Annotated in this window: 20 protein-coding genes; 10 read left to right on the forward strand and 10 right to left on the reverse strand. The window is 51.4% G+C overall.

Going from position 1 to position 25,807, the window contains the following annotated elements:
• Positions 1-21 precede the first annotated feature (21 nt).
• Positions 22-1,332 carry an MFS transporter gene (locus tag BUF15_RS07140; RefSeq protein WP_073612778.1) on the reverse strand — a complete coding sequence of 437 codons (1,311 nt, stop codon included), beginning with the start codon at positions 1,330-1,332 and terminating at the stop codon, positions 22-24.
• Positions 1,333-1,693: 361 nt separating this feature from the next.
• Here BUF15_RS07140 and BUF15_RS07145 point away from each other — a divergent pair, with 361 nt between their 5' ends.
• Positions 1,694-2,953, forward strand: coding sequence for a nickel-dependent lactate racemase family protein (locus BUF15_RS07145; protein WP_073612779.1), 1,260 nt, complete (start codon positions 1,694-1,696; stop codon positions 2,951-2,953).
• 176 nt (positions 2,954-3,129) lie between these two features.
• The gene (locus tag BUF15_RS07150; protein ID WP_073612780.1) at positions 3,130-3,729 is read left to right on the forward strand and encodes a PA14 domain-containing protein; all 600 of its coding nucleotides are present in this window, start codon (positions 3,130-3,132) and stop codon (positions 3,727-3,729) included.
• 63 nt (positions 3,730-3,792) lie between these two features.
• On the opposite strand, the gene eutC is transcribed toward BUF15_RS07150, so the two are convergent.
• The 6 genes from eutC to BUF15_RS07180 form a co-directional block, all read right to left on the reverse strand.
• The gene (gene eutC, locus BUF15_RS07155; protein WP_073612781.1) at positions 3,793-4,590 is read right to left on the reverse strand and encodes an ethanolamine ammonia-lyase subunit EutC; all 798 of its coding nucleotides are present in this window, start codon (positions 4,588-4,590) and stop codon (positions 3,793-3,795) included.
• A complete protein-coding gene (locus BUF15_RS07160) occupies positions 4,587-5,948 on the reverse strand; it encodes an ethanolamine ammonia-lyase subunit EutB (RefSeq protein WP_073612782.1) in 1,362 nt (453 codons plus the stop codon). Before BUF15_RS07160 ends, eutC begins: the two co-directional genes overlap by 4 nt.
• A gap of 100 nt (positions 5,949-6,048) precedes the next feature.
• Positions 6,049-7,371 (reverse strand): TRAP transporter large permease, encoded by a 1,323-nt coding sequence (locus BUF15_RS07165; protein ID WP_073612783.1) that lies wholly within the window; start codon positions 7,369-7,371, stop codon positions 6,049-6,051.
• Positions 7,368-7,880 (reverse strand): TRAP transporter small permease subunit, encoded by a 513-nt coding sequence (locus BUF15_RS07170; RefSeq protein WP_073612784.1) that lies wholly within the window; start codon positions 7,878-7,880, stop codon positions 7,368-7,370. Before BUF15_RS07170 ends, BUF15_RS07165 begins: the two co-directional genes overlap by 4 nt.
• Before the next feature lie 133 nt (positions 7,881-8,013).
• On the reverse strand, positions 8,014-9,069 hold the full coding sequence (locus BUF15_RS07175) for a TRAP transporter substrate-binding protein (RefSeq protein ID WP_073612785.1): 1,056 nt from the start codon (positions 9,067-9,069) through the stop codon (positions 8,014-8,016).
• A 598-nt stretch (positions 9,070-9,667) separates the two neighbouring features.
• Positions 9,668-10,474: a glycerophosphodiester phosphodiesterase family protein gene (locus BUF15_RS07180; protein WP_073612786.1), complete on the reverse strand. Its 807-nt coding sequence runs from the start codon at positions 10,472-10,474 to the stop codon at positions 9,668-9,670.
• 239 nt (positions 10,475-10,713) lie between these two features.
• On the opposite strand from BUF15_RS07180, the gene BUF15_RS07185 reads away from it, so the two are divergent.
• The 8 genes from BUF15_RS07185 (at position 10,714) to BUF15_RS07220 (ending at position 20,881) form a co-directional block, all read left to right on the forward strand.
• Positions 10,714-11,682 carry a sugar-binding transcriptional regulator gene (locus tag BUF15_RS07185; RefSeq protein ID WP_159441243.1) on the forward strand — a complete coding sequence of 323 codons (969 nt, stop codon included), beginning with the start codon at positions 10,714-10,716 and terminating at the stop codon, positions 11,680-11,682.
• A complete protein-coding gene (locus BUF15_RS07190) occupies positions 11,679-12,350 on the forward strand; it encodes an HAD family hydrolase (protein ID WP_073612787.1) in 672 nt (223 codons plus the stop codon). The genes BUF15_RS07185 and BUF15_RS07190 overlap by 4 nt, the downstream gene beginning before the upstream one ends.
• Positions 12,351-12,464: 114 nt before the next feature.
• Complete coding sequence (locus BUF15_RS07195; RefSeq protein WP_143170652.1) at positions 12,465-13,463, forward strand: C4-dicarboxylate TRAP transporter substrate-binding protein; 999 nt, start codon at positions 12,465-12,467, stop codon at positions 13,461-13,463.
• Positions 13,464-13,531: 68 nt separating this feature from the next.
• A complete protein-coding gene (locus BUF15_RS07200; protein WP_073612788.1) occupies positions 13,532-14,014 on the forward strand; it encodes a TRAP transporter small permease in 483 nt (160 codons plus the stop codon).
• A gap of 106 nt (positions 14,015-14,120) precedes the next feature.
• Positions 14,121-15,401 carry a TRAP transporter large permease gene (locus tag BUF15_RS07205; RefSeq protein WP_073612873.1) on the forward strand — a complete coding sequence of 427 codons (1,281 nt, stop codon included), beginning with the start codon at positions 14,121-14,123 and terminating at the stop codon, positions 15,399-15,401.
• Between the two features lie 149 nt (positions 15,402-15,550).
• Positions 15,551-18,721, forward strand: coding sequence for a PHP domain-containing protein (locus tag BUF15_RS07210; RefSeq protein ID WP_073612789.1), 3,171 nt, complete (start codon positions 15,551-15,553; stop codon positions 18,719-18,721).
• Between the two features lie 256 nt (positions 18,722-18,977).
• A complete protein-coding gene (locus BUF15_RS07215; RefSeq protein WP_143170658.1) occupies positions 18,978-20,003 on the forward strand; it encodes an agmatine deiminase family protein in 1,026 nt (341 codons plus the stop codon).
• Complete coding sequence (locus BUF15_RS07220) at positions 20,000-20,881, forward strand: carbon-nitrogen hydrolase (RefSeq protein WP_073612791.1); 882 nt, start codon at positions 20,000-20,002, stop codon at positions 20,879-20,881. Before BUF15_RS07215 ends, BUF15_RS07220 begins: the two co-directional genes overlap by 4 nt.
• A gap of 132 nt (positions 20,882-21,013) precedes the next feature.
• On the opposite strand, the gene BUF15_RS07225 is transcribed toward BUF15_RS07220, so the two are convergent.
• From BUF15_RS07225 to BUF15_RS07240, 3 genes are all read right to left on the reverse strand, one after another.
• The gene (locus BUF15_RS07225; protein WP_073612792.1) at positions 21,014-23,179 is read right to left on the reverse strand and encodes an acetyl-CoA hydrolase/transferase C-terminal domain-containing protein; all 2,166 of its coding nucleotides are present in this window, start codon (positions 23,177-23,179) and stop codon (positions 21,014-21,016) included.
• Positions 23,180-23,872: 693 nt separating this feature from the next.
• Complete coding sequence (locus BUF15_RS07235) at positions 23,873-24,862, reverse strand: YheT family hydrolase (protein ID WP_073612794.1); 990 nt, start codon at positions 24,860-24,862, stop codon at positions 23,873-23,875.
• Positions 24,862-25,752 carry a DMT family transporter gene (locus BUF15_RS07240; protein ID WP_073612795.1) on the reverse strand — a complete coding sequence of 297 codons (891 nt, stop codon included), beginning with the start codon at positions 25,750-25,752 and terminating at the stop codon, positions 24,862-24,864. Before BUF15_RS07240 ends, BUF15_RS07235 begins: the two co-directional genes overlap by 1 nt.
• Positions 25,753-25,807: the final 55 nt, after the last annotated feature.

Consider the following 25,807-nt stretch of genomic DNA (forward strand, 5'->3'; position numbering starts at 1 on the left):
TCTCTGAGCTGAGCGTAATCCTCAGGCAATTGAGGGTTCACTGACGGTGATATTGCGACAGCGAGTCTCAGGTACCATGAAACTGCCCAACAGACCGAGTATGGTAAATGCCAGCATCAGCAGAAATCCGTTGTCATAATCAGCTGCACTATAGACCCGGACCGCTCCCTGCATCGAGCCATCCCAGGTGCGGTCAGCCATCCAGCCAAAAAGCGGCTGCATGAGTGCGGTGCCGACAAAGCATCCGGTATTCACCACACTCACCGCCATACCCGACAGCTCAGGATTGATTACTTCCTTGGCGCAGGCAAAGGTAATGACAAATGAGGCCCCGGCAAAACCCATCAGCCCAAACAGCGCCTTACCATCAAACCCAAGCTCCCATTCGGTAAAAAGCAACAATAGCCAGGAACAGGTGTAGAGCAGCATACCAGCAATAAGCACAGGCTTGCGTCGGCCAATGCGATCGGAAAACCAGCCAAAGAAGAGCGCACCGAAGGCGAATGAGAGAAGCATCGCCGTCATGTAACCGGCAGCCTCCGATCTCGCCAGGCCATGCACGTCCCGCAAATACGGCATTGCCCACAGCCCCATGAAAGAATACAGCCCACCGATTATGCCGAACTGGACCACAAAACCTGGCCACACCCGTGGCAGGGTCACCACACCCCATAGATTTTTCAACCAGCTGGCATGAGTCACCGGACCGTTTTCGGCAGGAACCCGTGGATTGGGTGGGGCAAAGCCAAGATCTTCCGGACGGTTCTTCACTATGAAAAAGGCCGCGATTGCGAGCAGCAGAGAAAAAAGGCCTATCGCCAAAAAGATGGTGCGCCAGGCAAAGAGCGACAGAAGTGCGGAAAGAGGCCCGGCTGCTGTCACTGAACCAAGATTACCGATAAAAAGGGTCACTCCACCCATAAGACCAAACACCCGGGCATGAAACCAGACAGCGTTGTTTTTCATAATCGCGATAAAAACAACCGACACACCAAGTCCAACGAGAAACCGCCCCGCACAGGCCATCTCAAAACTGGGCGCCAACCCGAACAGAATTGAGCCAATCCCGGCGATAAGATTGCCGCCGATTATGGAGGTCCGGGTGCCCAGAGTATCGGCCAGCACCCCAGATGGCAACTGCATAGCCGCATAGACGAAAAAATAGATAGCCGAAAGACTGCCCAGTCGGGTGCCTGTAGTCTGAAAATCTGCCATGAGATACTCGGAAACCACACCCGGCGCCATCCGATGGAAGTAAACGAGGATATAGGTAAGAATCATAATCCCGAAAATCGACCACCTCGCCGCCTCAAACCGCATGTCACGCACCATACCGACTACTCCCCTTTGACTGCCCATTAAACACATGAGATCTCAATCTTGTTGCTGAGCCATTGCAACTCCGCACCAATTACACCCGATGTGTTTATAGTGTATCCAGGGTATACAAACAATTTCATTTTATGAATCGACATTTTTTAGTACATCCGGCCATTCACTTGAAAGGTGACGCTCTTACACTTTTAGGAGACAGGCTTCACTTCTTCGGTGTTTTTACGGTATACTAGATCTGATAACTGGTCGTTTCAATTAGTTGTCGCTGGACAATTGTCGATCTGTAAACTCTCTACAATGCCCTTATTCACCCTCGGTAATTTATCTCTATCCTTCACCTTTAGACGAGAGAATCCAGATGAAAACTGAACTGCCCTGTGGAAGAGATACTATCACTCTGGAACTTCCTGATTTGGTACGCCAGATCTCGACCCACGCCAACACAGCCCTTGCCAACCCAGCAGACGCCGTTGCCGCAGCACTGGTCGAGCCCATCGGCTCACTACCGCTTGCCAAGATCGCAAAAGGCAGGAAAAATGCCTGCATTGTCATCTCTGATATCACCCGACCGGTGCCAAATGCGGTGATCCTGCCACCAATTCTCAAAACCCTGGAAGAAAGTGGCATAGCCACCGAAGATATTACTATCCTCATCGCCACCGGCATGCATCGCCCCAACCTCGGGAAAGAGCTGGAAGCAATGGTCGGCCCTGATATCATGAATAAATATCGGATCGTCAACCACTACTGCCAGAAGCGTGAGGAGATGCGGACCATCGCCGTCATCGACGGCGCCCCCATCGAAGTGAACACCCATTATCTCGATGCGGATCTAAAAATTCTCACGGGCCTCATCGAACCACATTTCTATGCCGGCTTTTCCGGCGGCCGCAAATCGATTCTGCCCGGCATCTCCAGCTTTGAAACCATGACCTTTATGCACTCCTACCGGGTCATCAGCCAACTTGAGAAGGCCAACTGCCGGATCGAAAACAACATCTTTCACGACTATTCCACCGAAGTTACGGAAAAGGCCGGGGTCGACTTCATCGTCAACGTGGTGATTAACAAAGCTCGCGAAGTAACTGGCGTCTTTGCCGGCCATTATGACAAGGCACACCGGGCAGGATGCCAGATGGTCACGGAACATGCGGTCACAGAGCTTGACGGAGAGGCCGATCTGGTGATCACCTCGGCCGGCGGTTACCCGCTGGATGCCACTTTCTACCAGGTGAGTAAATGTCTGATCAGCGCCCGGGACATTCTTAAAAAAGATGGGACCATCATGGTGCTCTGCGGCTGTGAGGAAGGGCTCGGCAGTGAGGAGTTCTGTACCATCATGCGCACCAACCCCACGCCAGCGGCGTTTGATGAGCGCCATTCCGATCCCAAAAACTTTGTTATCGACCAGTGGTGCGCCCAGAATATCTATCAGGCCCTTGATCATGCCGGGAAAATATATATCTTCTCACCTGGCTTAAGCGACGACGACGTCGCACGTTTTGGCGGTATCAAGGTGAATGACTGCCAGGCCACCATTAACGAGTTGCTGAAGGATCATACGAAAGTCGTGGTTATCCCGGAAGGGCCATATGTAGTCGGCAAGATCCGGCAATAAGAGGCCCCTCGCCTGGCTTGATGAGAAATAGGAGCTGGAGGCTGTCGGATTTACGGCATTGTCACGGGAAAACCGCCGATAGAGGGCAGATTCTCGCGAATTGACAAAGATTTGGGCAACACCAGAACTGTGGCAGGGACCAGCCTGCACCGAAAAATATATTCAAGGAAGAGTTCATGACCAAATATCCGTTTCTTGCTGTGCTACTTCTCGCAGCCATTGCCACCCTTTCCTCTTGCGGCCTGCTACACAAACCGCAGACGCTGACTCCGCTTGACCAGGAAACGATTAACCGGTTGCGACCCGGGCTTTTGCCCCGGTATTTCGCTAACTTCAAGGCGCGCAACGTGGCTGAACTGCCGGACGACGACTCCACGCGCTATAAAACTTGGCTGGGTGAGCCGATTCCACAGCTGGACAACCAGTTTGGTATCGGCGAGGTTTTTGGCAGCGGCAGCAGTCGAACCATCGGCATCCGTATGCGCGGCATGATCTACTTCCCGAAATCCGGCACCTACACATTCCAGGCACTTTCCAACGACGGAGTTATCATGTATGTGGGTGATACGGTAGTGGTGAGCGATCCTGTTCAGCACTCCGACCAGATGTCGGAAGAAACCACTATCGAGATCGCTGAAGCCGGAATCTATCCTGTAAGGGTAGACTATTTTCAACGAAAAGGTACTGCGGCACTGCGCCTCTTTTGGAAGACCCCGGACAATGACACCATGACCATCGTGCCGACCAGCAGTTTTGGCCATCTTCCGGCAGATTAGACAATAAAGACTTCATGGCGCCATGAAGTCTTTATGTCAATACGTGTCAGGCTTCAGACCTCGCTATTTTCCTGGTCTATTGACCACTAAATTCTCCATAGGAAAATAGCCCTCTATCATTTTATCTTTGAGTCCAACGCCTGTCATTTTTTGGACCAATGCTCTTTCAGAAAGATAGGCGATTTTTCTGATAGCCTCGGCAACGACCATGCCACCAGGTCGGATATTGGAAATACAGTTACGGGATTCGTCAGTGATACCTGGAGATGGCGCGTAGGTTAGGTAGGCGCCAAGGGAATTTGGTGAACTGAGGCCCGGACGTTCACCGATGAGGACCACCGTGAGCTGAACACCGAGTATTTCACCGATTTCATCGCCTATCGCAACTCGTCCGTACCTTACAAGGCTGACAGGAGCGACTGATAAGCTTGTAGTTTTAAGAATTTCCATAAATCCACAAGCTACGCCAACAGCGCTCTGATGAATGGCTGGAGCTGACAATCCATCGCTAATGATTATACCAAGGTCGTACCCCTTCGGTTGATTCTTGAGTACCTTTTTTGAAGCAGTCCCCAGACATCGCCCCTTGTCAGGACGTGTCAGGTATTCCTCTCTATCTTTTACGCTGCTGACAAGCTGGAGTGTATCGATCCCCTGCGAGGCAAGCTGCTCTGCAACCATCTCCATCTGTACAGGTTGATGCACAGCATCCCGAGCTTTGGCGTGGGCGAGTTTGAACTTCAAACTCTCTTTCAGCGGCAGGCTTGATCCGCATCGCCCTAGTGCTATGCGGGCTTCGGTGAACTTTTGCAAAGCATCCCAGGGATCTCTGGTAAGCACAGATATTTTCTCCCCTTTCATACATTCACCTCCGTATTCAACTCAAGCAGCCTGTTCGATTTTTCAATGGGCAACAGGCGCCCCGCCTTATCGTGAATAGCCAAAGACTCGAGCCACGCCTGGAATTCAGGAGCTGGTTTCAGGTTGAGCAATTTTCGGATATATGCGGCGTCATGGAATGACGTTGACTGATAGTTGAGCATGATATCATCAGCACCCGGTACGCCCATGATAAAGGTACAACCTGAATTACCTAACAAGGTGAGCAGTACATCCATGTCATCCTGATCGGCCTCGGCATGATTTGTATAGCAGATATCTACGCCCATTGGCAGCCCAAGAAGTTTACCGCAGAAATGATCCTCAAGGCCTGCCCGCAGGATCTGTTTGCCGTTATAGAGATACTCCGGGCCGATAAAGCCGACTACGGTGTTCACAAGGAGCGGATGAAATTTTCGTGCAACCCCATATGCGCGCGCTTCAATGGTCTGTTGATCAACACCATGATTGGCATTGGCCGACAGTGCACTTCCCTGCCCGGTTTCAAAATACATAACATTATCTCCGCAATTGCCGCGACCAAGAGACAGCGTTGCTTCGTGCGCTTCCTTGAGAAGCGCCAAATCGACCCCAAAACTTCTGTTCGCTTTCTCTGTACCGGCTATGGACTGGAAGCAGAGATCAACCGGAGCCCCGTTATGTATTGCCTCCATGGTTGTGGTTACATGAGTCAGAACGCAACTCTGCGTTGGTATTTGATAGCTCTCTATCAAACCATCAAGCATATGCAAGAGCCTGGTGATATTTTCAACGTTATCGGTGGCGGGATTGATGCCAATAACGGCATCACCACATCCGTAGCAGAGACCATCAAGGGTTGAAGCGGCTATGCCCCTTACGTCGTCTGTAGGATGATTTGGTTGCAGCCTGACAGACAAGGTACCGGGAAGACCGATGGTGTTGCGGAATTTGGTGATCACCTGGCATTTAGCCGCCACCAGGATGAGATCCTGTATTCGCATCAGCTTGGAAACTGCTGCGGCCATTTCGGGAGTTATCCCAGGTGAGAGTTGAGTGAGAGTTTCTGTCGTTGCCTGGTCCGTCAACAGCCAATCCCGAAACTCGCCTACCGAGAAACCGCTGATTGGGGCAAAAGCCTCCTTGTCATGTTCATCAATAATGAGTCGGGTAACCTCATCCTCCTCATAGGGGATAACGCATTCTTGCAAAAAACGGGAGAGCGGTACATCAGCCAAAGTCATCTGAGCACGAACGCGCTCTTCTTCATTGGCAGCAGCTATACCGGCAAGTACATCGCCAGAGCGAAAGGGGGTCGCCTTGGCCAGAAGTTCCCGTAAACTCATTTTTGTATATGTCATATTCGCTAGTTACTGAGAAAATGCAAGAGGTCGGCATCCCTCTTACCAGTTTGCAACTGTGCCAGCCAGCAAGAGAGATACTGGATAAAAAAACTATTTTCTATTTTGCATAATATGTCTGCGGTAACCACAACGCCAGCTCAGGAAATACCATAACAACGCCAAGACCGAGACACATGAGAATAACAAATGGTATGATTGAGCTGTAAATGTCAACCAATGAAATATCTTTGGGTGCCATGGCCTTCATCAAGAACAGGTTATAACCAAAAGGCGGCGTCATGTAAGCGATCTGGCAGGTAATGGTATAAAGAACGCCGTACCAAATGGGGTTGAATCCCAGTGACTTAATCAGTGGAATATAAAGCGGCGCCACGATAACAAGCATAGCCGTATCATCGAGGAACATTCCCATGATGATATAGGAGACCTGCATCATGATCAAAACGCCCCAGGGACTGAGTCCCCAGGTGTCGAGGAACAGTGATTCGATGGCATGAACAGCACCAAGTCCATCAAATACTGCACCGAAACAGAGCGCTGCAAGGATAATCCACATAAACATACAGCTGACACAGAGGGTTTGGTGCAAGGTGGTATCCATAACCTTGCGGGTCAGCCGGCCCTTGAGCAGTGCTGCGATAGTTGCGGCGGCTGCGCCAACGGCAGAACTTTCCACCAGACTGGTTACACCCATTACAAAGAGCCCCGTTACCGAGAAGATAATCACCAGGGGCAGAATTCCCGCACCAAGGAGGCGAATCTTCTCGCCTCGTTCCATATCACGTTCTTCCGCTGGCAGGCTTGGACCAAGATCAGGCTGCATTTTACAGCGAATAGTAATATAGATAATAAACATAGCAGCAAGGAGTAGACCCGGGAAAACACCAGCCATCCAGAGTTGGCTTACTGGCTGTCTGGCAATCATGCCATAAAGCACAAGCACGATACTGGGTGGTACCATAATACCAAGTGAACTTCCCGCCTGGATGACACCTGTAACCATCCGCTTGTCATACCCTCGTTTCAGCATTTCCGGCAGGGCAATACTGGTACCGATGGCCATACCGGCAACCGATAGACCATTCATTGCGGAAATGGCTACCATGAGCAGAATAGTACCTATCGCCAGGCCTCCATTCAGCGGTCCCATCCAGACATGGAACATGCGGTAGAGATCGCTGGCTATCCCGGACTCGGAGAGCATATACCCCATGTAGATGAAAAGCGGCAGTGTGAGCATTGGGTACCAGTTGAGCAAGACGATACTGGCATTAAACGGCATTTCAAAACCACCATTGCCCCAGAGCAGCAGCGAGGCAGCGGCGGCGACAAATCCAACCGCACCAAATACCCGCTGGCCAGTAAGCAACATCAACATCAGGGTAGAAAACATCAGGAGTGCAATCATTTCATAGCTCATGACAATTTCACTCCCTTTGTTTTGGCGATGTCCTTAAATAATGTGGCAATAGACTGCAACAGCATAAGTACGATACCGATAACCATGATAATTTTGATGGGCGCGACGCGCGGAGCCCAGGCGGAATAATTTGTCTGTCCATATTCGAGCGAATACATGGCGCTGGAGATCCCACCTGCAAGCAGGACCACAAGATAAAAAATCAAGCAAAACACCGTGCAGACATCTACTGTTGCCCGTCGTTTTGGTGTCCAATTACCGTAGAACACGTCCATACGTACGTGAGCGCCCAGGAAAAGGGAAAATCCGCCGCCAAGCATGTAATAGGCAGCCATGGTGAACTGGGACAACTCCACAGCCCAGATATAGGGAATATTGAAAACGGTTCGTGATATTGCAGCAAAAAGTAGTATGCCCATCATCATGAACACGAGGTACATGGAGAATTTCCCGACAATTTTGTTGAGTGCGTCGACATAACGCACGTATGTTATTATTGCTTTAGGCAATGGAGTTCCTCATCAAGTGAATATTTTGTTATTGCGTGAAATATGTCGGAAAGTACCGGGAGACAACCAGCAGCAGGAAGCGGCGGGTTATCTCCCGGTCGGACTGAGCAACGAGAGTAACTGGCTACAACTGCTACACGTAGCGGTACGGACGACCGGCTTTTTCCATCGTTGCCGCATATTTTTTTAGAATTTCAACTACTTTTGCACTACGAGGGGATTTGGCAGCAATCTCATCCCAGTATTTAAGTGCCTCCTGCTCAACAGTTGCCCATTCAGCATCAGGGATCGAAGTGAGTTCGAGTTTGCCACCGGTGGTGCGATAATGTGCCTCTCCCCACCAGTACCAGTGAAGACGATGGTAGTGAGAACTGTCGATGGACATTTTGAACAGCGCCTTCAAGTGCTCAGGCAAGGCATCCCATTTATCAGAATTGGCAAAATACGAACCTGCCCAGGCTCCGGAAATGTTATTAGTGAGGTAGTACTTGGTGACATCGGCCCAGCCAACAGTGTAATCCTCAGTGATGCCCGACCAGGCAATACCATCCAGTTCACCGGTCTGAATAGCGACTTCGATATCCTCCCACGGCAGGGTGACAGGAACAACTCCAAAACGTTGCAGAAATTTTCCACCCGTAGGGAAGGTAAATATTCGTTTACCCTTCAGGTCGGCCAGCTTGCGGATAGGCTCAATGGTGGCGAAGTTGCATGGATCCCAGGCACCAGCACTGAGCCAGGTGACACCTTTAACCTCCTTGTATGCCTCTTCCCATATTTCTTTTAACCCGTAATGATTAAAGAGTACGGGGACATCCAGGGAATAGCGCGAGGCAAAGGGGAAGTAGGCTCCAAATACAGATACATCTACCGGAGCTGCAATTGAGTCGTCATCACTTTGGACAGCATCGATTGTGCCTCGCTGCATAGCTCTGAAAAGCTCACCAGTGGGAACCAATTGATCAGCGTAGTAAAGTTCTATAACCATCTCACCCTGGGCTATTTTATTAAACGCATCGATCTGCGGTTTAATGACGTATTCTGCAAGAGCTGGCCCGGCATAGGTCTGCAACCGCCACTTAATGGGTGTCTTTTTGGCGGCGTGTACAAAGGGGGCCTTGATTGTAGTGGCTGCCACTGCGGCGGCTGCTCCGAGTCCTGCTTTTTTCAGGAATTCACGACGTTCCATTTTTGCTCTCTCCTTGGGTTACATAGTGTTGTATTGTATTCCGGTAATCTCGGCCTCCAGGTGCATCTTCATGCATAATGCCCCTGTCATGTTCGCCATGCCTGACCGAATGGAATATGTATCTTTCCTGCTCTTCTATTTTCAGAAATATGACTGAATTTCTGAGCTGTTGAAGGACCTGCACATGTCCTTCTTTTGAGCAAGGGCTATGCCACGTGATGGATACAAATATATATCGATATATTTTCAGGATGTTATGAAGCTATGCGGACCAGCAGAACTTCTGGCAATTGGGGCATGAAAAGATACACATATGTCAATAGCGGACAATTTGGAATCGATCTTTTACATATATGTTTAAAGAGTTACTCTATGAACTCAAACACATGAGTGCAGAAAAATATGAAGAGAGTAGAGCGAGAACGACCTGTACAAGATGGTGTGAGAGACAAGTACCATTAGAATGGTACTTGTCTCACGCGAAGTGAGGTTTTTCGATCAAAATCAGAAGAGTAGGCTCCGAACCATACAAAAAACATCAGCCGACATGAGATAGATATCACTATCCCCGCCTGCAGGACGCTGCTGTTTCTGCTCATCACGAATTTTGGAAATGCTCTTCTATCTCCCGACAGAGATCGGCAGGCCTGTCGGTAGTGAGAGTAGAGAAACCCAGTTCTGCGTAGCGCAGGGCATCTTCCAGGGTGTTGACCGTCCAGACATGCAGCTCAAGACCCGCCGAAAGGATTTGTGAAGCATAATCGTTGTCAATTTTCGAACTTTTTCCGAGATCAAGGCCGTCGGCCCCGACATCCCTGGCTATAGTAATCAGCTCGCTCAAAGACAACCGGGCAGCTTTCGTCGCTTCCTTGCCTTCAGGATCAAAGAGCAGAAAGGCCCGCATTGCCGGAACAAGTTTTTTAGCCCGCTGAACGATATTGGCGTTGAAAGAAATGAGCGTGATCTGCGAGAGATCGACATGGCTTTTGGCGATCACCTCCTGCAACACATCTATAATCCGGTCGGTATCCTGCTTGATCTCAATATAGACGCCTGATCCCTCTGGCATTCCGGCCAGGATCTCCTCGAGCAGTGGAATATGCGTACCATTATAGTGTTCCGCCTTCCAGCTTCCCACATCATAGCCGCAAAACTCATCATATCTGCTGTTGCACACATCAATCTCGGGGCTACCAGGTGCGGTGCGGCTGGTGGTCGGGTCATGAATACAGACGATATGATCGTCGGCCGTCAACCAAAAATCGCCCTCAACCAAGGTCGCGCCCTGCTTCCAGGCCAGCTCAAACGATGGCATGGTGTTTTCCGGAGCGTAAAAAGAGGCTCCCCGATGAGCGACAAGCGTTGGGAACCGTTTTTCTTCGTGATATTTCACCATCGGCTGCATGGCTTCTCCTTAAATTAATGTCACATAGTCATAACACGTGCACGGCACAAATTGAATAAACACACATCCTGGCTCTGGTCGGCGAATCACACCAACACCCAGATAACACAAAATTAACAATACAATAATAAACAGTTCAGATGAACATGGTAATGATTTTATTGTTGCATCTCCAATTCCCATACTGTACACATGTCACACAGTCAAGACATTTGTACTATGAAATACAGGGAGGACACGTGCTGCAAAGTAAAGAGAAACAGCTGCTGACCCGTATCGCCTGGGCATACCATAATGAAAACATGACCCAGGCGGACATCGCTGCCAAATTCGGGTTGACCAGAGCAAAAGTCAACAAGCTGCTGCAGGACTGCCTGGACATTGGCATGGTGCAGATCATTATCAACTCCGACGAAGCGAGCTGCGCGGAAGTCGAGTGTCAGCTTGAGCGGCGCTATGGCCTCTGCAAGGCCATCGTTGTCCCTACCCCGGTCAAGGAGAAACACCTGTATACGGCAGTGGGTGCTACCGCTGGCGATTATATTTCCCAGCATCTGCGCAACGGCCAAAGCCTTGGTCTTGGCTGGGGCAAAACCCTGCGGGCCAGTCTCGACGGTATCAGGCAACGCAGCCCTGAAGAGACCGCGATCGTCTCACTTTTCGGCGGATTGCCGCGCAGCGGCACAACCAATCCATACGATGTAGCCGCAATGTTTGCCCGAAAACTCAATGTCGCCCAGTGCCACTACGTCGCCGCGCCGATGTACGTCACCTCTGAGGATGTCCGGAAGGCGCTGATGAGCCAGCCGATGTTTGAAAAGATCTTTCGCAGGGCCGTTGAGGTAGACATGGCGCTAATCGGCGCCGGCGATCTGAGCACCCGCTCAACCAATGTCGTCCTTGGCGCACTCACCTCCGATGAATGGCATTCACTGCTTGAAGCTGGGGCGGTCGGCGAGGTGTTCGGCTATTTTCTCGACAGCGAGGGAAAGCCCATCGATCATCCGCTCAACAACCGTTTCATCGGGGCCGAGCTCGACCAGCTGAAAACCATTCCCATCAAGGTTATCGCCTCCGGGGGACTGCAGAAGGTGCCTATCCTCCGAGCTATCCTCAAAGAACATTACGCCGACATCCTTGTCACCGATGAGATAACCGCTCACGCCATATGCGACGCCCAAGACGGGGAAGGAGCATCACTCGCATGACATCATTAGCAGCAACGACCACCCAGAAGATCGAGGCTGTTCTCTGGGATATTGACGGAACTCTCATTGATAGCGAGGATCTGCACTATGATGTTATCGCTGACTGGTGCAAGGCACGTGGTTATGTCCTTGAAAAAGAGGACAACGCCGTGCTGCTTGGCAAGTCGATGGCTGAGAAATGGCAATACCTGAAAACCGTCCATGACTTCCGGGTGGATGGCGAGATGTTCAGCCGAGAATGCGCTGCAATGTACTGCGCTGCCCTCAGACCCGAGCTGGCCCGCACCGAATCTGTAGCGGTCTTTCGAAAAATCGCCGACATGAATATCCCGCTGGCCTGTGTTTCCAACGGCGACGCGGCAGTAGTCGAAGCCAATCTCGAAATCCTCGGCCTGGCTGACCTTATCCGGTTCAGCATCTCCGGTGAGGATATCAGTTCCGGTAAACCCGATCCCGAGCCCTATCTGCTTGCCGCCAAAAAGATGGGGGTTTCACCCGGCAACTGCATTGCCGTCGAGGACTCCCTGGTGGGAGTAACCTCGGCCTCTGCAGCCGGCATGACGGTGATCGCCTGGCCGGAGCCGGGAACATCGGTAGCAGGCTACGAGGCAGCCAGTTATTTCATCCGAGAAGAAATGGAATTCCCCTGGCATCTGATAACCAGTTAATTCATCACGTTGCAACGATTCTCGCACACCGCCTCAGCCCAGGCTTTGTGTGGCGATCACACCCATAACGATGGCAGATGGTATAAACCCACCACCCTTCACAAGGAGAACAACATGAGTATTAAAAAAAACGTATTGGCGATTACGGCTGGTCTTGCCCTGTCCTTTGCGGCTACCGCCCAGGCTGCGGACGACTACAAATTGACGCTAAAGCTGAGCCATGTCTTCAGCCCGGCTGAGCAGCTCACCATATCCATGGATGAGGTGGCAGCGTCGATCCTGAAGAAGACCGATGGCGCAATCAACATTCAGACCTTCCCGCAGGCACAGCTGCCGGCGTACAAAGAAGGTGTCGAGCAAGTGGTACGCGGGGCAAACTTCATCTCTGTGGAAGATCCTTCATTCATTGGCGACTATGTTCCGGATTTCAAAGCGCTCTATGCACCGATGCTCTATCGCAGCTTTGACGAATATGTTGCAGTTACCAAAACCAAACTGGTTGCGGACATGAAGGCCAAGGCAGAGGAGCAGGGCATCAAGATTCTGGCCCTTGACTATATTTATGGCTTTAGAAACCTGATCAGCCAGAAGGTCATCACCACTCCAGCTGACCTGCAAGGCATGAAGATCCGGACCCCCGGCTCCAAATCCTATATTGACACCCTGTCCGCCATGGGAGCCGTTGCTACGCCGTTGCCATGGGGTGAGACCTTGTCAGCCGTTCAGCAAGGAGTTGTTGATGGTCTTGAAGGTTCAGAGTTCACCAACCTTGGCACGAAGGTCTATGAAGGGCCGACCAAAAATGTTGCCAATACCCACCACATTCTTGGTACCTGTGGCGTCTATATCTCCACCAAGGTCTGGAATGAAATTCCAGCAAACTACCAGGCAATCATTCAGGATGAGTTCACCAAGGGCGCTAATGATATGGTGGAACTGCTCAAGTCCCAGCATGGCGGTGTTGTCAAAGAGCTTGAATCCTACGGGGTAAAATTCAACGACGTTGACGGCGATGCCTTCCGTACAGCCCTGGCACCTCTGTACATCGAGCAGGACGGAATGACTCCAGGCGTATTCAAAGCATTATTCTCAGAGCTTGACGCGATGCGATAAGCAGTATTCCCAGTGCACGGGAAGTTTCTTCCCGTGCATTTTTTCTCCAAGCAATACGAGGACGAGCAATGTCTTCCCTACGTAAACAGTTTCTTTTCAATGTCGACCTGGTTCTCAGCTCCATTTTTCTCGCAATCACCGTGCTGGTCGTCATCGTCAACGTCTCTCTGCGTTATCTTTTCCACGGCGGACTGTTCTGGGCCGAAGAAGTGGCGACGACCTCATTCATCTGGAGTGTTTTTGTCGGTGCAGCAGCTGCGTACCGCTATAAAATGCATATCGGCATTGATTTTGTGACAAAGTTCGGCCCCGCGCCATGGCGAGCGTTTATTGCGGTAGTGATCGATGGGCTGATGGTTGCTATCAACGGATATATCGTTTATCTCAGCGTCCTGTTTATCCAGGCCAACAGTCTAAAGCGCACCCCGGTCCTCGATATACCCGCGCTCTACGTCAACCTGGCCCTGAGTGTCGGCTTTGCGCTGATGACCATTTATGCGGTGAACTTCCTTTACCGGGATATCCGCAACCTTTTCGATTCGAAAAAATGATGTATTACCGGACCCAACCGGCAGCTCCGATTAACTTTTTTTTACTTTACTGTGAGCGGCAAGATGAACACAGGCAATACAACCCACTCAAGATAAGGCTATGGTTATGTCAACATTCCCCGTCATCATCGTCATGTTGCTCTATTTCACCAGCATCCCGATAGCTTTCGCCCTTTTGGCCGCGGCTCTCGCCTACTTTACCTTCGGGGATGTGGGAACGCCGCCTGACCTGATATTACAGAAATTCATTACCTCCACGGCGTCCTTCCCGCTTCTGGCAGTTCCGTTTTTCATCATGGCGGGTGAAATCATGAACTACTCTGGTATCAGCTCAAGCCTCATGAAAATGGCCGATGTTCTCACCGGCCATCTGCGAGGCGGCCTGGCCCAGGTCAATGTGCTGCTGTCGACACTTATGGGCGGAATCTCCGGTTCTGCCAATGCCGATGCGGCCATGCAGTCAAAGATCCTGGTGCCGCAAATGACCGAGCGTGGCTATAGCCCTGCCTTTTCCACGGCCATCACCGCCGCTTCCTCAGCTATTGCCCCTGTCATCCCTCCCGGAATCAATCTCATTATCTACGCCCTTATCGCCCAGGTTTCGGTGGCGAAGATGTTTATCGGCGGCTATACGCCCGGCATACTTATGTGTGGTGGCCTGATGCTCACGGTCTACCTCATTGCCAAGAAAAGGGATTATCGCCCGACACGGGAAAAGAGAGCTTCCGCAAAAGAGATTTTCAAGCAGTTCAAAGAGTCGATATGGGGGCTGCTTCTGCCGTTTGGCATTATCATCGGCATTCGCTTCGGCATCTTCACTCCTACTGAAGCAGGGGCCATGGCCGTGTTGTTTTGCATTATTATCGGTGTATTTCTGTATAAAGAACTTAAATGGGAACACCTGCCAATCATCCTGAAAAATACCGTGTTGTCGACCAGCTCGGTCATGCTGATCATTATCGCAGCATCTGTCTTCGGCCAGTATATGAGCTGGGAGCGGATTCCCCACCAGTTAACGAAGAGCATTCTGGCTATCTCAGAATCCCCATGGATCATCCTTATGGTGATCAATGTCCTGCTTCTCGTTCTTGGCATGTTCCTTGAGGGTGGGGCATTGCTGATTATCGTGGCACCACTTCTGGTGCCTCTTATGAAAACCCTCAACATTGACCTGGTCCACTTTGGCCTGATCATGATCGTCAATATCATGATCGGCGGCATAACCCCACCCTTTGGCTCGATGATGTTCACCACCTGTGCCATAACTGGGGTAAAGGTTGGCCAATTCGTGCTGGAGATCTGGCCATTCATTATTGCCCTCTTGGTGGTACTCATCATCGTGACCTATATGCCTTCTTTGGTCATGTTCCTGCCGAATTTGCTGTAAGTAATCGCCCTTACTGACAGCAGTCCCAGCCTGGAGGGTATATCCGTCCAGGCCGGGAATTTTTTTCTTTGGCCGCGAGGTGCCCTCGCCGGCAACCGCGTTCATTTACCTCAGCAGCGATTCACTCTTTCCCGTAATGGTCGTTTTTCATGCGTAAACAGCCTGCAATATTTTTTGACAAGAACGATTACCAGCTCCTGAGGATCGTCAACGACATCCTCGAGCGCGGCCCCCAGTCGCTGGCGCTCAGATCCTTGCTGCTCAAATACATGCACCCTCACGGCATCAAGGAGATGGCAGCGGTTAAAGGATTGCGGATCGCCTACGCGGTAGCGAGCCTACTCGGCTCCCTGGAACTCGGTAAAGCCAACGACCGACTGACAGCCCTGCGCTCTCTGCGCGACGAGGTGCTGCTCTCGGCGACAACCTACTACAAGAAAAACACCGCCCGAGTCCTGCTGCAAATAATGAAAGAGCTCCTGCGCAGCCGCGACAACGAGCTGCGCCAGCTCAAACTGGCCCACGATTTCCGGATGGTCTCAACCGGTAATCCACGGAAGGTACGGGCAGAGTTGGCCAAGTACCACCTCTTGGAGATGCCAGAGGAGTGGAACCAGTTCGCCTTTGACGACCATGTCCATGACGCTAACACCAAGGGTAGGAAATCGCCGACCCACCTGGTGATGGATGCCTGGATCAAAGGTATCCGTTACCTGACGGTTGCCTACTACAACTACGTGAGACCGGAAGTGGTGGAAGAACTGATCGAGGCCAGCGCAATCCTCGATGTCAAGGTCCAGGTCGGTATCGAAATGTCCGCCCGCTTTCGCGACAAGTATGTGCGCTTGATTTGGGAGCCGCACGGCTTCCAGAACAACAATGCCCTGCTGCAATTCCTGGAGGAAGACGCGGTCAAAGAGATCATGGCCGCAGGCCGTGAGGTGTCGTGCTATCAGCAGCAGTACGTCTTCAGCGCCCTGGATGCCTTCAACACCACCCATCGACATGTACTCGCCGAAAAGCTTTCTCTCACCCTGCCGCCTTGCGATATGGAGGAATTTCTCTCCTTTGTCGGCACAGGTCAGCCCTCACTCCTACATCTGGGCCGTTTTATTCACCTCGCCCTGCTGCGGGAATTCCGCAAACAACTACCAGAGATCGAGAAGCAACTGCGGACGGCCGGAACACCTTCCACCCAGAAGAAGGACCAACAGGAGCTGCTCGCCAGGTACTCTGCACTCAGCGTCGATGGGATTATCGACCATTACCTCCTTCCGTCCCGTAATCCGGAGATCCATGACCCAAGCTACCCCTGCCGGGATGATGAAGAAGTTCCGGCCCTTTTGCGGATGCGTCCCGAGGAATTGCTCAAACGTCTGATATCCCTCCATTCCAGCTCGAGCTTCACCCTCAATCTTGGCAACCTCACTATTCAGGATACGCTTGAACTGCTCTACAACTCCGCTGGCATGATCACCCATATAGAGGCCTACAACCTCAAGAACGCCACCCATGGCATCACTTCCGGCATCCTCCCCGGCAATGCCAAGGCAGAGGGCGAGGCGGTGAACCTGCAAAGCCCGGATCGATCCTACAGCCTCATCAGCGAACTGCAACAGGCACTCAACGACAACAACGTCATCACCTTGAAACGGGTCATCCGGACCATCATCTGGGATTATGAGGAGCAACTCCTCAGCCACAAGCGCTACTGCGAACTCCATGAAGCGGAAAACGAAGACGCCCGGAAGCGACACGCCGAGACTCTGCAAATGATGGAGCGGCGCAAGATTGAGCTGATAAACATCCTCAGCCACCTCGGGAATTTCCACAGTTTTTATACCAAACGCAGCCTTCTCTCCCGGATCGGCACCGGCTCCACCGGTCAAGCGGAACATCACCACGGCATGGGCTTGGTGGTAACTGACACCCTGACGTCAAAGGCCAGGAAGGCGCTATACTCCGGTAAAGCCGGAAGTGGCAGATGGTTCATCCCGGTCAGCGCCCTGCTTACCCATAACCTGCATAGTCGCACCCGGCCACCCGATAGGAAAAACTGGCTCCAATCCCTTATCAGAAGGCTCCCTCTTTTGGGTCGATCCTGGAAATCGCAGTGGTCCGATTGGAGCCTCGACTCCTTCCTGGTCCACCCCAGACGGCCCGGCAATATCGTTACCCTGGGAGGTATCGGCCGCAACCAGGAGGACCGGATCGTACTCGAACAACCGGATCGCAAGGAACGGTTGAACGCCCCCTGGAAACACCTCAACACCAACCTGAAAAATAGCCTCAAGGTGCTTATTGGCTTTATCCCTGCCTTCCTTACCTTCAGCCTCACCAAGGACTGGTGGCTCCTCGCCTATTGCGGTGCTTTTATCTGGTTCGGTATCACCGGCTCTCGCAATATCATCCAGTCGGTACTGGGGGGCGGGGGCCTCAAGCGCTCACCACTTCTGCCCTGGAACTCACTGATTAGCTGGAGCCGCATCGCCGATTCGCTGCTTTATACCGGCTTTTCGGTGCCGCTTCTTGACTTCCTGGTCAAGACGCTGCTCCTTGACAGAACCCTTTCGATTACCACCGCCACGAATCCCCTGATGCTCTATGCTGTGATGGGACTTGTCAACGGCATCTATATATCCAGTCACAATATCTTTCGGGGACTGCCCCGCTCTGCGGCCGCCGGTAACTTTTTCCGCTCCATTCTGGCCATCCCGGTCGCCGTAATGCTCAACACCGCACTGGCAATGCTGCTGGGAGGATTTGGCGTTATCGACACCGCCGGGGTACTACAGAAATGGGCCGCCATCATCTCCAAATTCGCCTCAGACTGTGTGGCCGCTGTGATTGAAGGGCTGGCAGACCGGGCCATCAACATCCGGCTCAGCCTTGCTGCCTACAAAATGAAGATTGCCCAGCTCTTCGGGGTCTTCTCCCTCATCGACATGCTCTTTCCCGAAGACGATGTGCTTGAACTTCTCCAGTCGCCCAAACACGCGATCCGAACACTGAGTGCCGAAGTCCAGGAGTATGACAAGCTGATCATTGTCAACGCACTGGACCTCATGTATTTCTGGATGTACCAGCCTCGTGCGAGAAAGGCCCTTGCCATGATTGCCCAGAACATGTCGCAGGAGGAATGGAGCATCTTCTACCGTTCCCAGCTTGTGCTCAAGCGTAATCGTGAAATCAGCCAGATGTTTGTCGACGGGTTGGTGGGTAAAAATTTTGCCAAGGCCCTGTCCTTTTACCTCGACAGATCGGAGGAGTATCTGGGAGATATGGAACGCCTGGGAAGCAGGAGAAAACCGATCAGTTAAGAACCTCCACGTTCTCATTGGCAACAATCTGGCAAATAAACTGGAGGCTGGCACACGGAAGGAGAATGGCCTGAAAAACGTTGCTGCGTTAGAATTGGCGGGCTAGAATAGGCCTGTTTTTTCGAAAGCAACGGTTTGACAGAGCTGTTTATCAAGCCCTCCCAAAGAAGTGACGGTGTATCACTATGAACCTATAATTACACCTCATCCGGCACATAAGCATAGCACCAGCGTAGCGCAAAGGAATGGATACATGATAGAAAGACGTCTGCCCGCAGAATGGGAACCGCAAGATGCTGTGTTGCTCGGCTGGCCCCACGAAACAACCGATTGGGCTGATATGCTTGATTTGGTATTGCCTGTTTTTATCCGTATCGCAGTGGAAATCAGCCTTGTTGAGATGGTGATCATCCCGGCCCCAGACCCGGATTCTGTCCGTTCACAGCTGGCGGAGGCCGGTGCGCGTATGGACCGGGTACGCGTTCATGCCATGTCGACCAATGATACCTGGGCCCGCGATTTTGGCCCCATTACAATCTATCAGAACGGTACACCTCTTCTGCTCGATTACGGATTTAACGGCTGGGGCCTGAAGTTCCCAGCCTGCGATGACAATCAGGTCACTGCCCGGCTACAGGCGGCCGGGGCTTTTGGCAGTAGCGTTCGCGAGTTGCCGGGGCTGATACTGGAGGGAGGAAGTCTTGAAAGCGACGGCAATGGCACGGTACTGACCACCAGCGCCTGTCTGCTGGAAGCCAACCGCAATCCTCACCTCGATAAAACAGAACTTGATCAACGGCTGCGGCAGCAACTCGGTGCAGACCATGTGCTCTGGCTTGAGCACGGCTATCTGGCCGGTGACGATACTGACAGCCATATAGATACGTTAGCCCGACTGGCACCTGAAAACGGCATTATTTACCAGTCCTGCGATGATCCGGAGGATGAGCATTATGCAGAACTGACCGCAATGGCGGAAGAACTCGCAACCTTGCGCACCCGTGAAGGACAACCTTTCAAGCTGTATCCGCTTCCCTGGCCTGAGGCCTGTTATGCCGACGATGGCCATCGCCTGCCGGCAACCTATGCCAATTTTCTCATCCTCAATACAGCCGTATTGGTGCCGGTTTACAACAGCACCCAGGACGAATCCGCCCTAGCGGTTATCAGTCGCGCTTTTCCTGACCGTAAAATAGTCGCCGTACCATGCCGACCATTGATTGAGCAGCATGGCTCGTTACACTGCGTCACCATGCAGATACCTCAAGGAGTACTGAAATGAAGGAACTAATCGTTGGCCTGGTGCAACATGGTGTTGCCGATTCCCGTGAACTGACCATTGCTCGCAGTATTGCAGGCATTCGCGACGCCGCCGCCCAGGGCGCGAAGCTGGTGGTGTTACAGGAACTGCATTGCGGCTCGTATTTCTGCCAGACAGAGGATGCTGAAGTGTTCGATCTGGCAGAACCGATACCCGGTCCTGGAACCACTGTTTTCGGTGACATCGCAAAGGAGCTGGGAATCGTGCTGGTGACATCGTTGTTCGAACGACGAGCCGCCGGTCTCTACCACAATACCGCCGTGGTATTAGAAGCGGATGGCAGCATAGCCGGCCGCTATCGCAAGATGCACATTCCCGACGATCCCGGCTACTACGAGAAATTCTACTTCACTCCAGGTGATCTCGGTTTTAACCCCATCGACACAAGTGTCGGCAGGCTGGGAGTGCTGGTCTGCTGGGACCAATGGTATCCGGAAGGGGCAAGACTGATGGCGCTGGCCGGGGCTGAACTACTGATTTACCCTACCGCTATTGGCTGGGATCCAAATGACTCACTGGAAGAACAGCAACGCCAGCGAGACGCCTGGATGACGGTACAGAGAGGTCATGCCGTGGCCAACGGCCTGCCGTTGGTGGCCGTCAACAGGGTCGGTGTCGAATCAGCCCCTGATGGTGCCGGAAAACAGTGTTTTTGGGGGACCAGCTTCGTTGCCGGCCCACAGGGCGAGATTCTTGCGCAGGCCGAGACTGATCGGGAACAGACGCTGGTGGTTACCATCGACTGCGCCCGCAGCGAGCAGGTGCGGCGAGTCTGGCCGTTTTTGCGCGACCGCCGTATCGATTCCTACGCCGACCTCATGAAACGCTACCGGGATTGACACGTTGCCGGATTTTTCGCAGGAAAAGTATTTCATCTCAGCCTTTTGCAAAATGACCTTTCATTCAAAGTCAGGTGAGCGTAACGCCAAGTCTTGACGAAAAGGCCATTTTGCAAGAAGCTCATCTCTGGGCTAAATTTTTCCGTTAGCCCTCATGGCTGAGAGTACAACCTTTCTCATTATCTTTTCTTTTCCTGTCTTAGGCTTATCGAGTTCCATTCTTTTCAAGTATGGTTTTGCATGATGGGGAATTGGCCTGAACAGTTCTTTGATAAGACCTTTGACAATAGCTGGTTTCTTCTTTGCAGCAAGAGCCTTGAGTGAGCCGCCAATGACTATTTCGTCAGCTGTAAAATCGGTTCCGAAGGGAAAGGGAGCAAAGTGCCCATCAGCCTGGAATTCTTTTAGCATCATTTCAAGTTTCTTCGGGTAATTCTGCTTATATTCCGGAGCCAGTTCGAAATCCGGAGCTAATTTCCCATGAAGTTTAGCTTCTTTTATCAGATCATCCTGAAAGCGTGAATCTGTGATTTTCAATATTTCTTCAATGATCTTAGAGTCTGGCTTCCCTCTCACATCGGCAATACCATATTCAGTTACGATTATATCCCTGAGGTGCTTCGGAATCGATGTATGACCGTAGGTATAAACGATGTTGGACTTAACCTTTTTGCATGCAAATCGCGTGCTTCGTATCATCATGACAAGTCTGCCATCGGGAAGAGCATGCGCCATGGAGACAAAGTTATACTGCCCACCAATACCGCTTACTACCCGTCCGCACTCAAGCTTGTCTGAGGTGATTGCGCCGAAGACATTCGCCATCATCCCCGCGTTGACAAAGCGGCCTTCTTTTCTCTGCAGTGAACGGAGCTCCTCATTGCCATAGAGCTGATTGACTTTCTCGACCCCAGACATACCAAACTGCATTCGTTCTTCTTCGCTCATGGAGTTAAGTGCGTCATAAAATGCGCGAGGTCCGATGAAGAACGCACCAAGTATCACCTTGCCGTGCTTGAGCTCACGCCCTAACAACGTCTTTATCGCCGCGACATTTTCCGGATGTCTAAAATCCCCAGAGAACCTGGTACTGCCATCGACAATGTAACCGTCCTTGAATTCAAGACCCTCTTTCAGGATGCCATATTTGGACAGCATATTGAAATCCTTAGCTGTCAATACTGAATGTATCCCTTCGATGTCTAACAGGAGTTCGATAATGTCAGCAGGTATTTTGTTGGAGGAAAGCTTCCCGGCATTGATCAGTTTCATGATAGGTATACTGTCGTACACTTTCCGCTTTAATACACCACTCTTGTACAGCTGAAAAAAGGCGTCGACAAACATCTCGGATGAGCCATAAAGACCTTGATCAAATCTGCCGGTCCCGCCTATTTTATTGATCAAATGAGAGTACTTATCGATTATGCCAGTCGCCTTCAATACCTTGTTATATGCTTCATTCTCGTTCTGCCTCATATTTAAGCTGGCAGCAATGGCATCGCCAAGTGCACCGATTCCAACCTGAAGCGTTCCACCGTCTTTCACCAAAGTGCTCACGTGAAGGCCGATTGCATGGTCCCTGAGACTAACGGACTCTTTCGGCGGCCCAAATAAAGGATAGTTGAATTCAGGACCATGAAGAAGCATGTCATAATGGTTCCCGTCAAATACCGCGTCTCCGTACATGAAGGGCAACTGGCGATTCACTTCGCCAATAATTGCGACCTTCCTGCCTTGAGCCCTCATCTTATGCATCTCCTTTATTGCTTCGATGCATATGTCGGTATTGCAACCCATCGAGTACATTGTCTTGCCGTTTATTTCACGGCATGAGATAAGCTGGCCGAAAACATTGCAGCCGAAGTCAATCGCATCGCGCACAACATGCGTGTAGTTTGAATTCAGATGGTTCCTCTGAGCTTCAGGTGTCTCCATGTAGCCGCCGGCTTTGTTGAAAAACTCATAAATCTCAACATTTTTCGGGAGCTTGCCGGTGCGGAAGTCATGCATGTAATCAAATTCTGGTGTCCCCTTGAATATTCGATCAACCAAAGGCCCCATAAATCTCTTTTCAATGTCGTTCTTCATTCGCGGGCGTTCCAGTGCAAGGGCAGTGACGATGTTCAGTTTAATAGTTGAGTCTTCTTTCGCCCTTCTATACAGCTCGTTGATGAAGAGGATTGGCTTACCGAGGGCAAGAGTCATCGCAAAATTGATTTCGTTACCCATGTAATCCAAGACATCATCAACACTTTTCTTCACGTCACTGTAAATCACACCTGTCTTTCCGTTCATTATTCACCCGCAAAATTGAAGTTTATTGATAGGTGACCCGACTGATCGATAGCTTCATTCATCCCAAGGCAACGCAATATTTTCTCGATTGAGCTGACAAGAAAAGAAGAGCAAATTGTCTTTTGGATGAGGATTTTGACAAAAGGTAGTATTTGCTTCAGAAGAACTGGGGCTTGGAAAACTGCGATAGTAGACATATCTGCTGTCTGGGAACAGATACTTGCTCGACAAAGCTGATCGCCATCGGTACATGAAACTCGGTTTCCCTTGCTGTAATTCATGATGAACCCCTTTTGGGTACAGAGATCATATTGAAATTCGAACCCCACAACACTAGCGCAAACTCTGCCATCGATCAACGTTTATCTTTACGTAAACATTAATTACAGTATTTAATTAAATAACGCAGGGTGATCGAACGAAGTGGACACACAAGTGGCGATGCTGGTTCACCTCCAATCAGGCGAACATAAGATTATGATTACGAAGAGTTATATGGAAAACGAAAGGAGTTTCTCAGTTGGTGGGGCAAAATCCAGTTATGATTTCGATGGAGATCGTAAAATCGAAGAGTTGCTCATGTCGAGCCATCAATGCAACCTGCACATTCCATGGTCACTTTTCGGCAGGAAATCGAGCAATAGCGGATAACCAGCTCTTCACTGACACGAGTTCATTCTTAGAGCGCAAGATCTAAACCCTTCCGCCCATGACGTTATCCAGAAACAGCCCGGCCTGCTCCTCAGACCAGTAACGATTGGCAGGATTGAGCTGGACAAAGCCCACGTGCCCGCCATGGCGGGGAACAAGAAGAGAGAAGGCGCTGCTTGCAGCCGCCTCTGCCTTCGGGTAGCAGGAAGGGGGCAGGAAAGGGTCATCCTCAGCCTGTACCAGGAGGGTCGGGACACGAATAGCATGAAGGAACTGCTTTGATGAACAGCGGCGATAATAGTCCGCTGCATCGCGAAAACCATGGATGGGTGCCGTGTACCGGTCATCAAAAGGGAAAAAGGTACACACTTCATCAAGACCCTCGGTATCCAGTAACTCCGGAAAAATCGCGGATTTCATTCGTATTTTCTCCCGCAGCCCCCGCATGAAATACCGCATATAGAGTGTATTCTCCCACCGCTCGAGACGTCGGGCCGATCCGGCGAGATCGCAAGGTACCGAAAAAGTGACCGCCACTTTCACTTCACCCGGAACCTTCTCCGGGTTTTCCCCGAGGTACTTGAGGGTCTGATTACCACCCATGCTAAAACCAATGAGTGCGACCGCATGATAGTCTCCCTGTTGCAGGCCGTAACCCAGCACGGTATGCAGATCATCGGTCACCCCGGAATGATAAAAGCGTGGCAGACGATTCGGCTCACCGGAACAACCTCGGAAATTGAGACAGATGACATCCCAACCACAGCTGGTCAGGTGGCGAGCCATTCCCAGGGGATATTTTTTCCTGGCATTTCCCTCAAGGCCGTGACTTACCACGGCCAAGCGGCCGGTTCGGCCTGCCGTTGACAGGTGGTAGTCAATATCGAGAAAGTCCCCGTCAGGGGTCTCAAGCCGCCGCCGCTCGGGATTGGTTACCGGCAGCGGTCGAAAAAGGGTCGGGTAGATAGTCTGAACATGACCGCTCGAAAAAAACAGCGGCGGCTGATAGTCGGTCGGCGGCAACAGGGCCATCAGCCGCGCGCCTCCCGCCTCCCCACCCGGAAGGTGGTCATGGCAATACCGATAAAAATCATAACGATACCCTGCAGGTGATAGGACTGGATTTTTTCGCCCAGAAAAATCACCGCCAGGATAGTGCTGAAAACCGGCATCAGGTGAATAAACGGCCCCGCCTTATTGGCGCCGACCGTCCGTACAGCTCGATTCCAGAAAATAAAGGCAAGAACCGAGGCAAAGAGCGCAACATAGAGAATGGTGCCGACCGAGGCAACACTTACCTGCATCGCCTTGCCGCTTACCAGTTCGTAGCCATAAAATGGTACCAGCACCAGGACTCCGAACAGCACAATGCCCGACTGGTAGGCCATGGGATGCAACCCTTGCGGATAGCGTTTGAGATTGGCAGAATAAATGGCCCAGAGCAACGCCGCAAACAAGACCAACAGATCGCCCTGGTTAAAACTCACCGCCAGCAAATGGGCCAACTCGCCCCGACTGATAATCAACACCACCCCTGAGAGCGACACCAGCACCCCAAAACATTGCCGCACCGTCATCATCTCCCGATAGAAAACCCAGGAGCAGACAGCGATCAGTACCGGGATACAGGAGTTGACCAAAACCGCATTAATTGCCGTAGTGGTCTGCATGGCCAGATAAATTAACGTATTGAAACCGGCGACCCCTACCAGCCCCTGGATACAGATAAAGCGGTAGTGTTTTTTCGCCAGCTCTCGCTCACGCCAGAGATGCTTGACAGCAAAAAATGAAAGAATCGCAAACGCCGCCACCCAGCGCCAGAACGCCAGGCTGAAAGGTGGAATCTCCGCGTGCATGCCACGGCTGATGACAAAATTCCCCGACCAGAACAGCGTCGTCAGGACCAGAAGTACATATGACATAATCGCCTTCTGTTCTAATACTATAAAGATTATGGAGTGTTGACAAAGAGTCGGC

The sequence above is a fragment of the Desulfopila aestuarii DSM 18488 genome, from assembly GCF_900143695.1.
In the GTDB taxonomy this organism is placed as follows: domain Bacteria; phylum Desulfobacterota; class Desulfobulbia; order Desulfobulbales; family Desulfocapsaceae; genus Desulfopila; species Desulfopila aestuarii.

Coding starts and splice junctions, on each gene's coding strand:
- BUF15_RS07140 (WP_073612778.1), bottom strand. CDS start 1,332: ATGGTGCGTGACATGCGGTTTGAGGCGGCGAGGTGGTCGATTTTCGGG.
- BUF15_RS07145 (WP_073612779.1), top strand. CDS start 1,694: ATGAAAACTGAACTGCCCTGTGGAAGAGATACTATCACTCTGGAACTT.
- BUF15_RS07150 (WP_073612780.1), top strand. CDS start 3,130: ATGACCAAATATCCGTTTCTTGCTGTGCTACTTCTCGCAGCCATTGCC.
- eutC (WP_073612781.1), bottom strand. CDS start 4,590: ATGAAAGGGGAGAAAATATCTGTGCTTACCAGAGATCCCTGGGATGCT.
- BUF15_RS07160 (WP_073612782.1), bottom strand. CDS start 5,948: ATGACATATACAAAAATGAGTTTACGGGAACTTCTGGCCAAGGCGACC.
- BUF15_RS07165 (WP_073612783.1), bottom strand. CDS start 7,371: ATGAGCTATGAAATGATTGCACTCCTGATGTTTTCTACCCTGATGTTG.
- BUF15_RS07175 (WP_073612785.1), bottom strand. CDS start 9,069: ATGGAACGTCGTGAATTCCTGAAAAAAGCAGGACTCGGAGCAGCCGCC.
- BUF15_RS07180 (WP_073612786.1), bottom strand. CDS start 10,474: ATGCAGCCGATGGTGAAATATCACGAAGAAAAACGGTTCCCAACGCTT.
- BUF15_RS07190 (WP_073612787.1), top strand. CDS start 11,679: ATGACATCATTAGCAGCAACGACCACCCAGAAGATCGAGGCTGTTCTC.
- BUF15_RS07195 (WP_143170652.1), top strand. CDS start 12,465: ATGAGTATTAAAAAAAACGTATTGGCGATTACGGCTGGTCTTGCCCTG.
- BUF15_RS07200 (WP_073612788.1), top strand. CDS start 13,532: ATGTCTTCCCTACGTAAACAGTTTCTTTTCAATGTCGACCTGGTTCTC.
- BUF15_RS07205 (WP_073612873.1), top strand. CDS start 14,121: ATGTCAACATTCCCCGTCATCATCGTCATGTTGCTCTATTTCACCAGC.
- BUF15_RS07210 (WP_073612789.1), top strand. CDS start 15,551: ATGCGTAAACAGCCTGCAATATTTTTTGACAAGAACGATTACCAGCTC.
- BUF15_RS07220 (WP_073612791.1), top strand. CDS start 20,000: ATGAAGGAACTAATCGTTGGCCTGGTGCAACATGGTGTTGCCGATTCC.
- BUF15_RS07225 (WP_073612792.1), bottom strand. CDS start 23,179: ATGAACGGAAAGACAGGTGTGATTTACAGTGACGTGAAGAAAAGTGTT.
- BUF15_RS07235 (WP_073612794.1), bottom strand. CDS start 24,862: ATGGCCCTGTTGCCGCCGACCGACTATCAGCCGCCGCTGTTTTTTTCG.
- BUF15_RS07240 (WP_073612795.1), bottom strand. CDS start 25,752: ATGTCATATGTACTTCTGGTCCTGACGACGCTGTTCTGGTCGGGGAAT.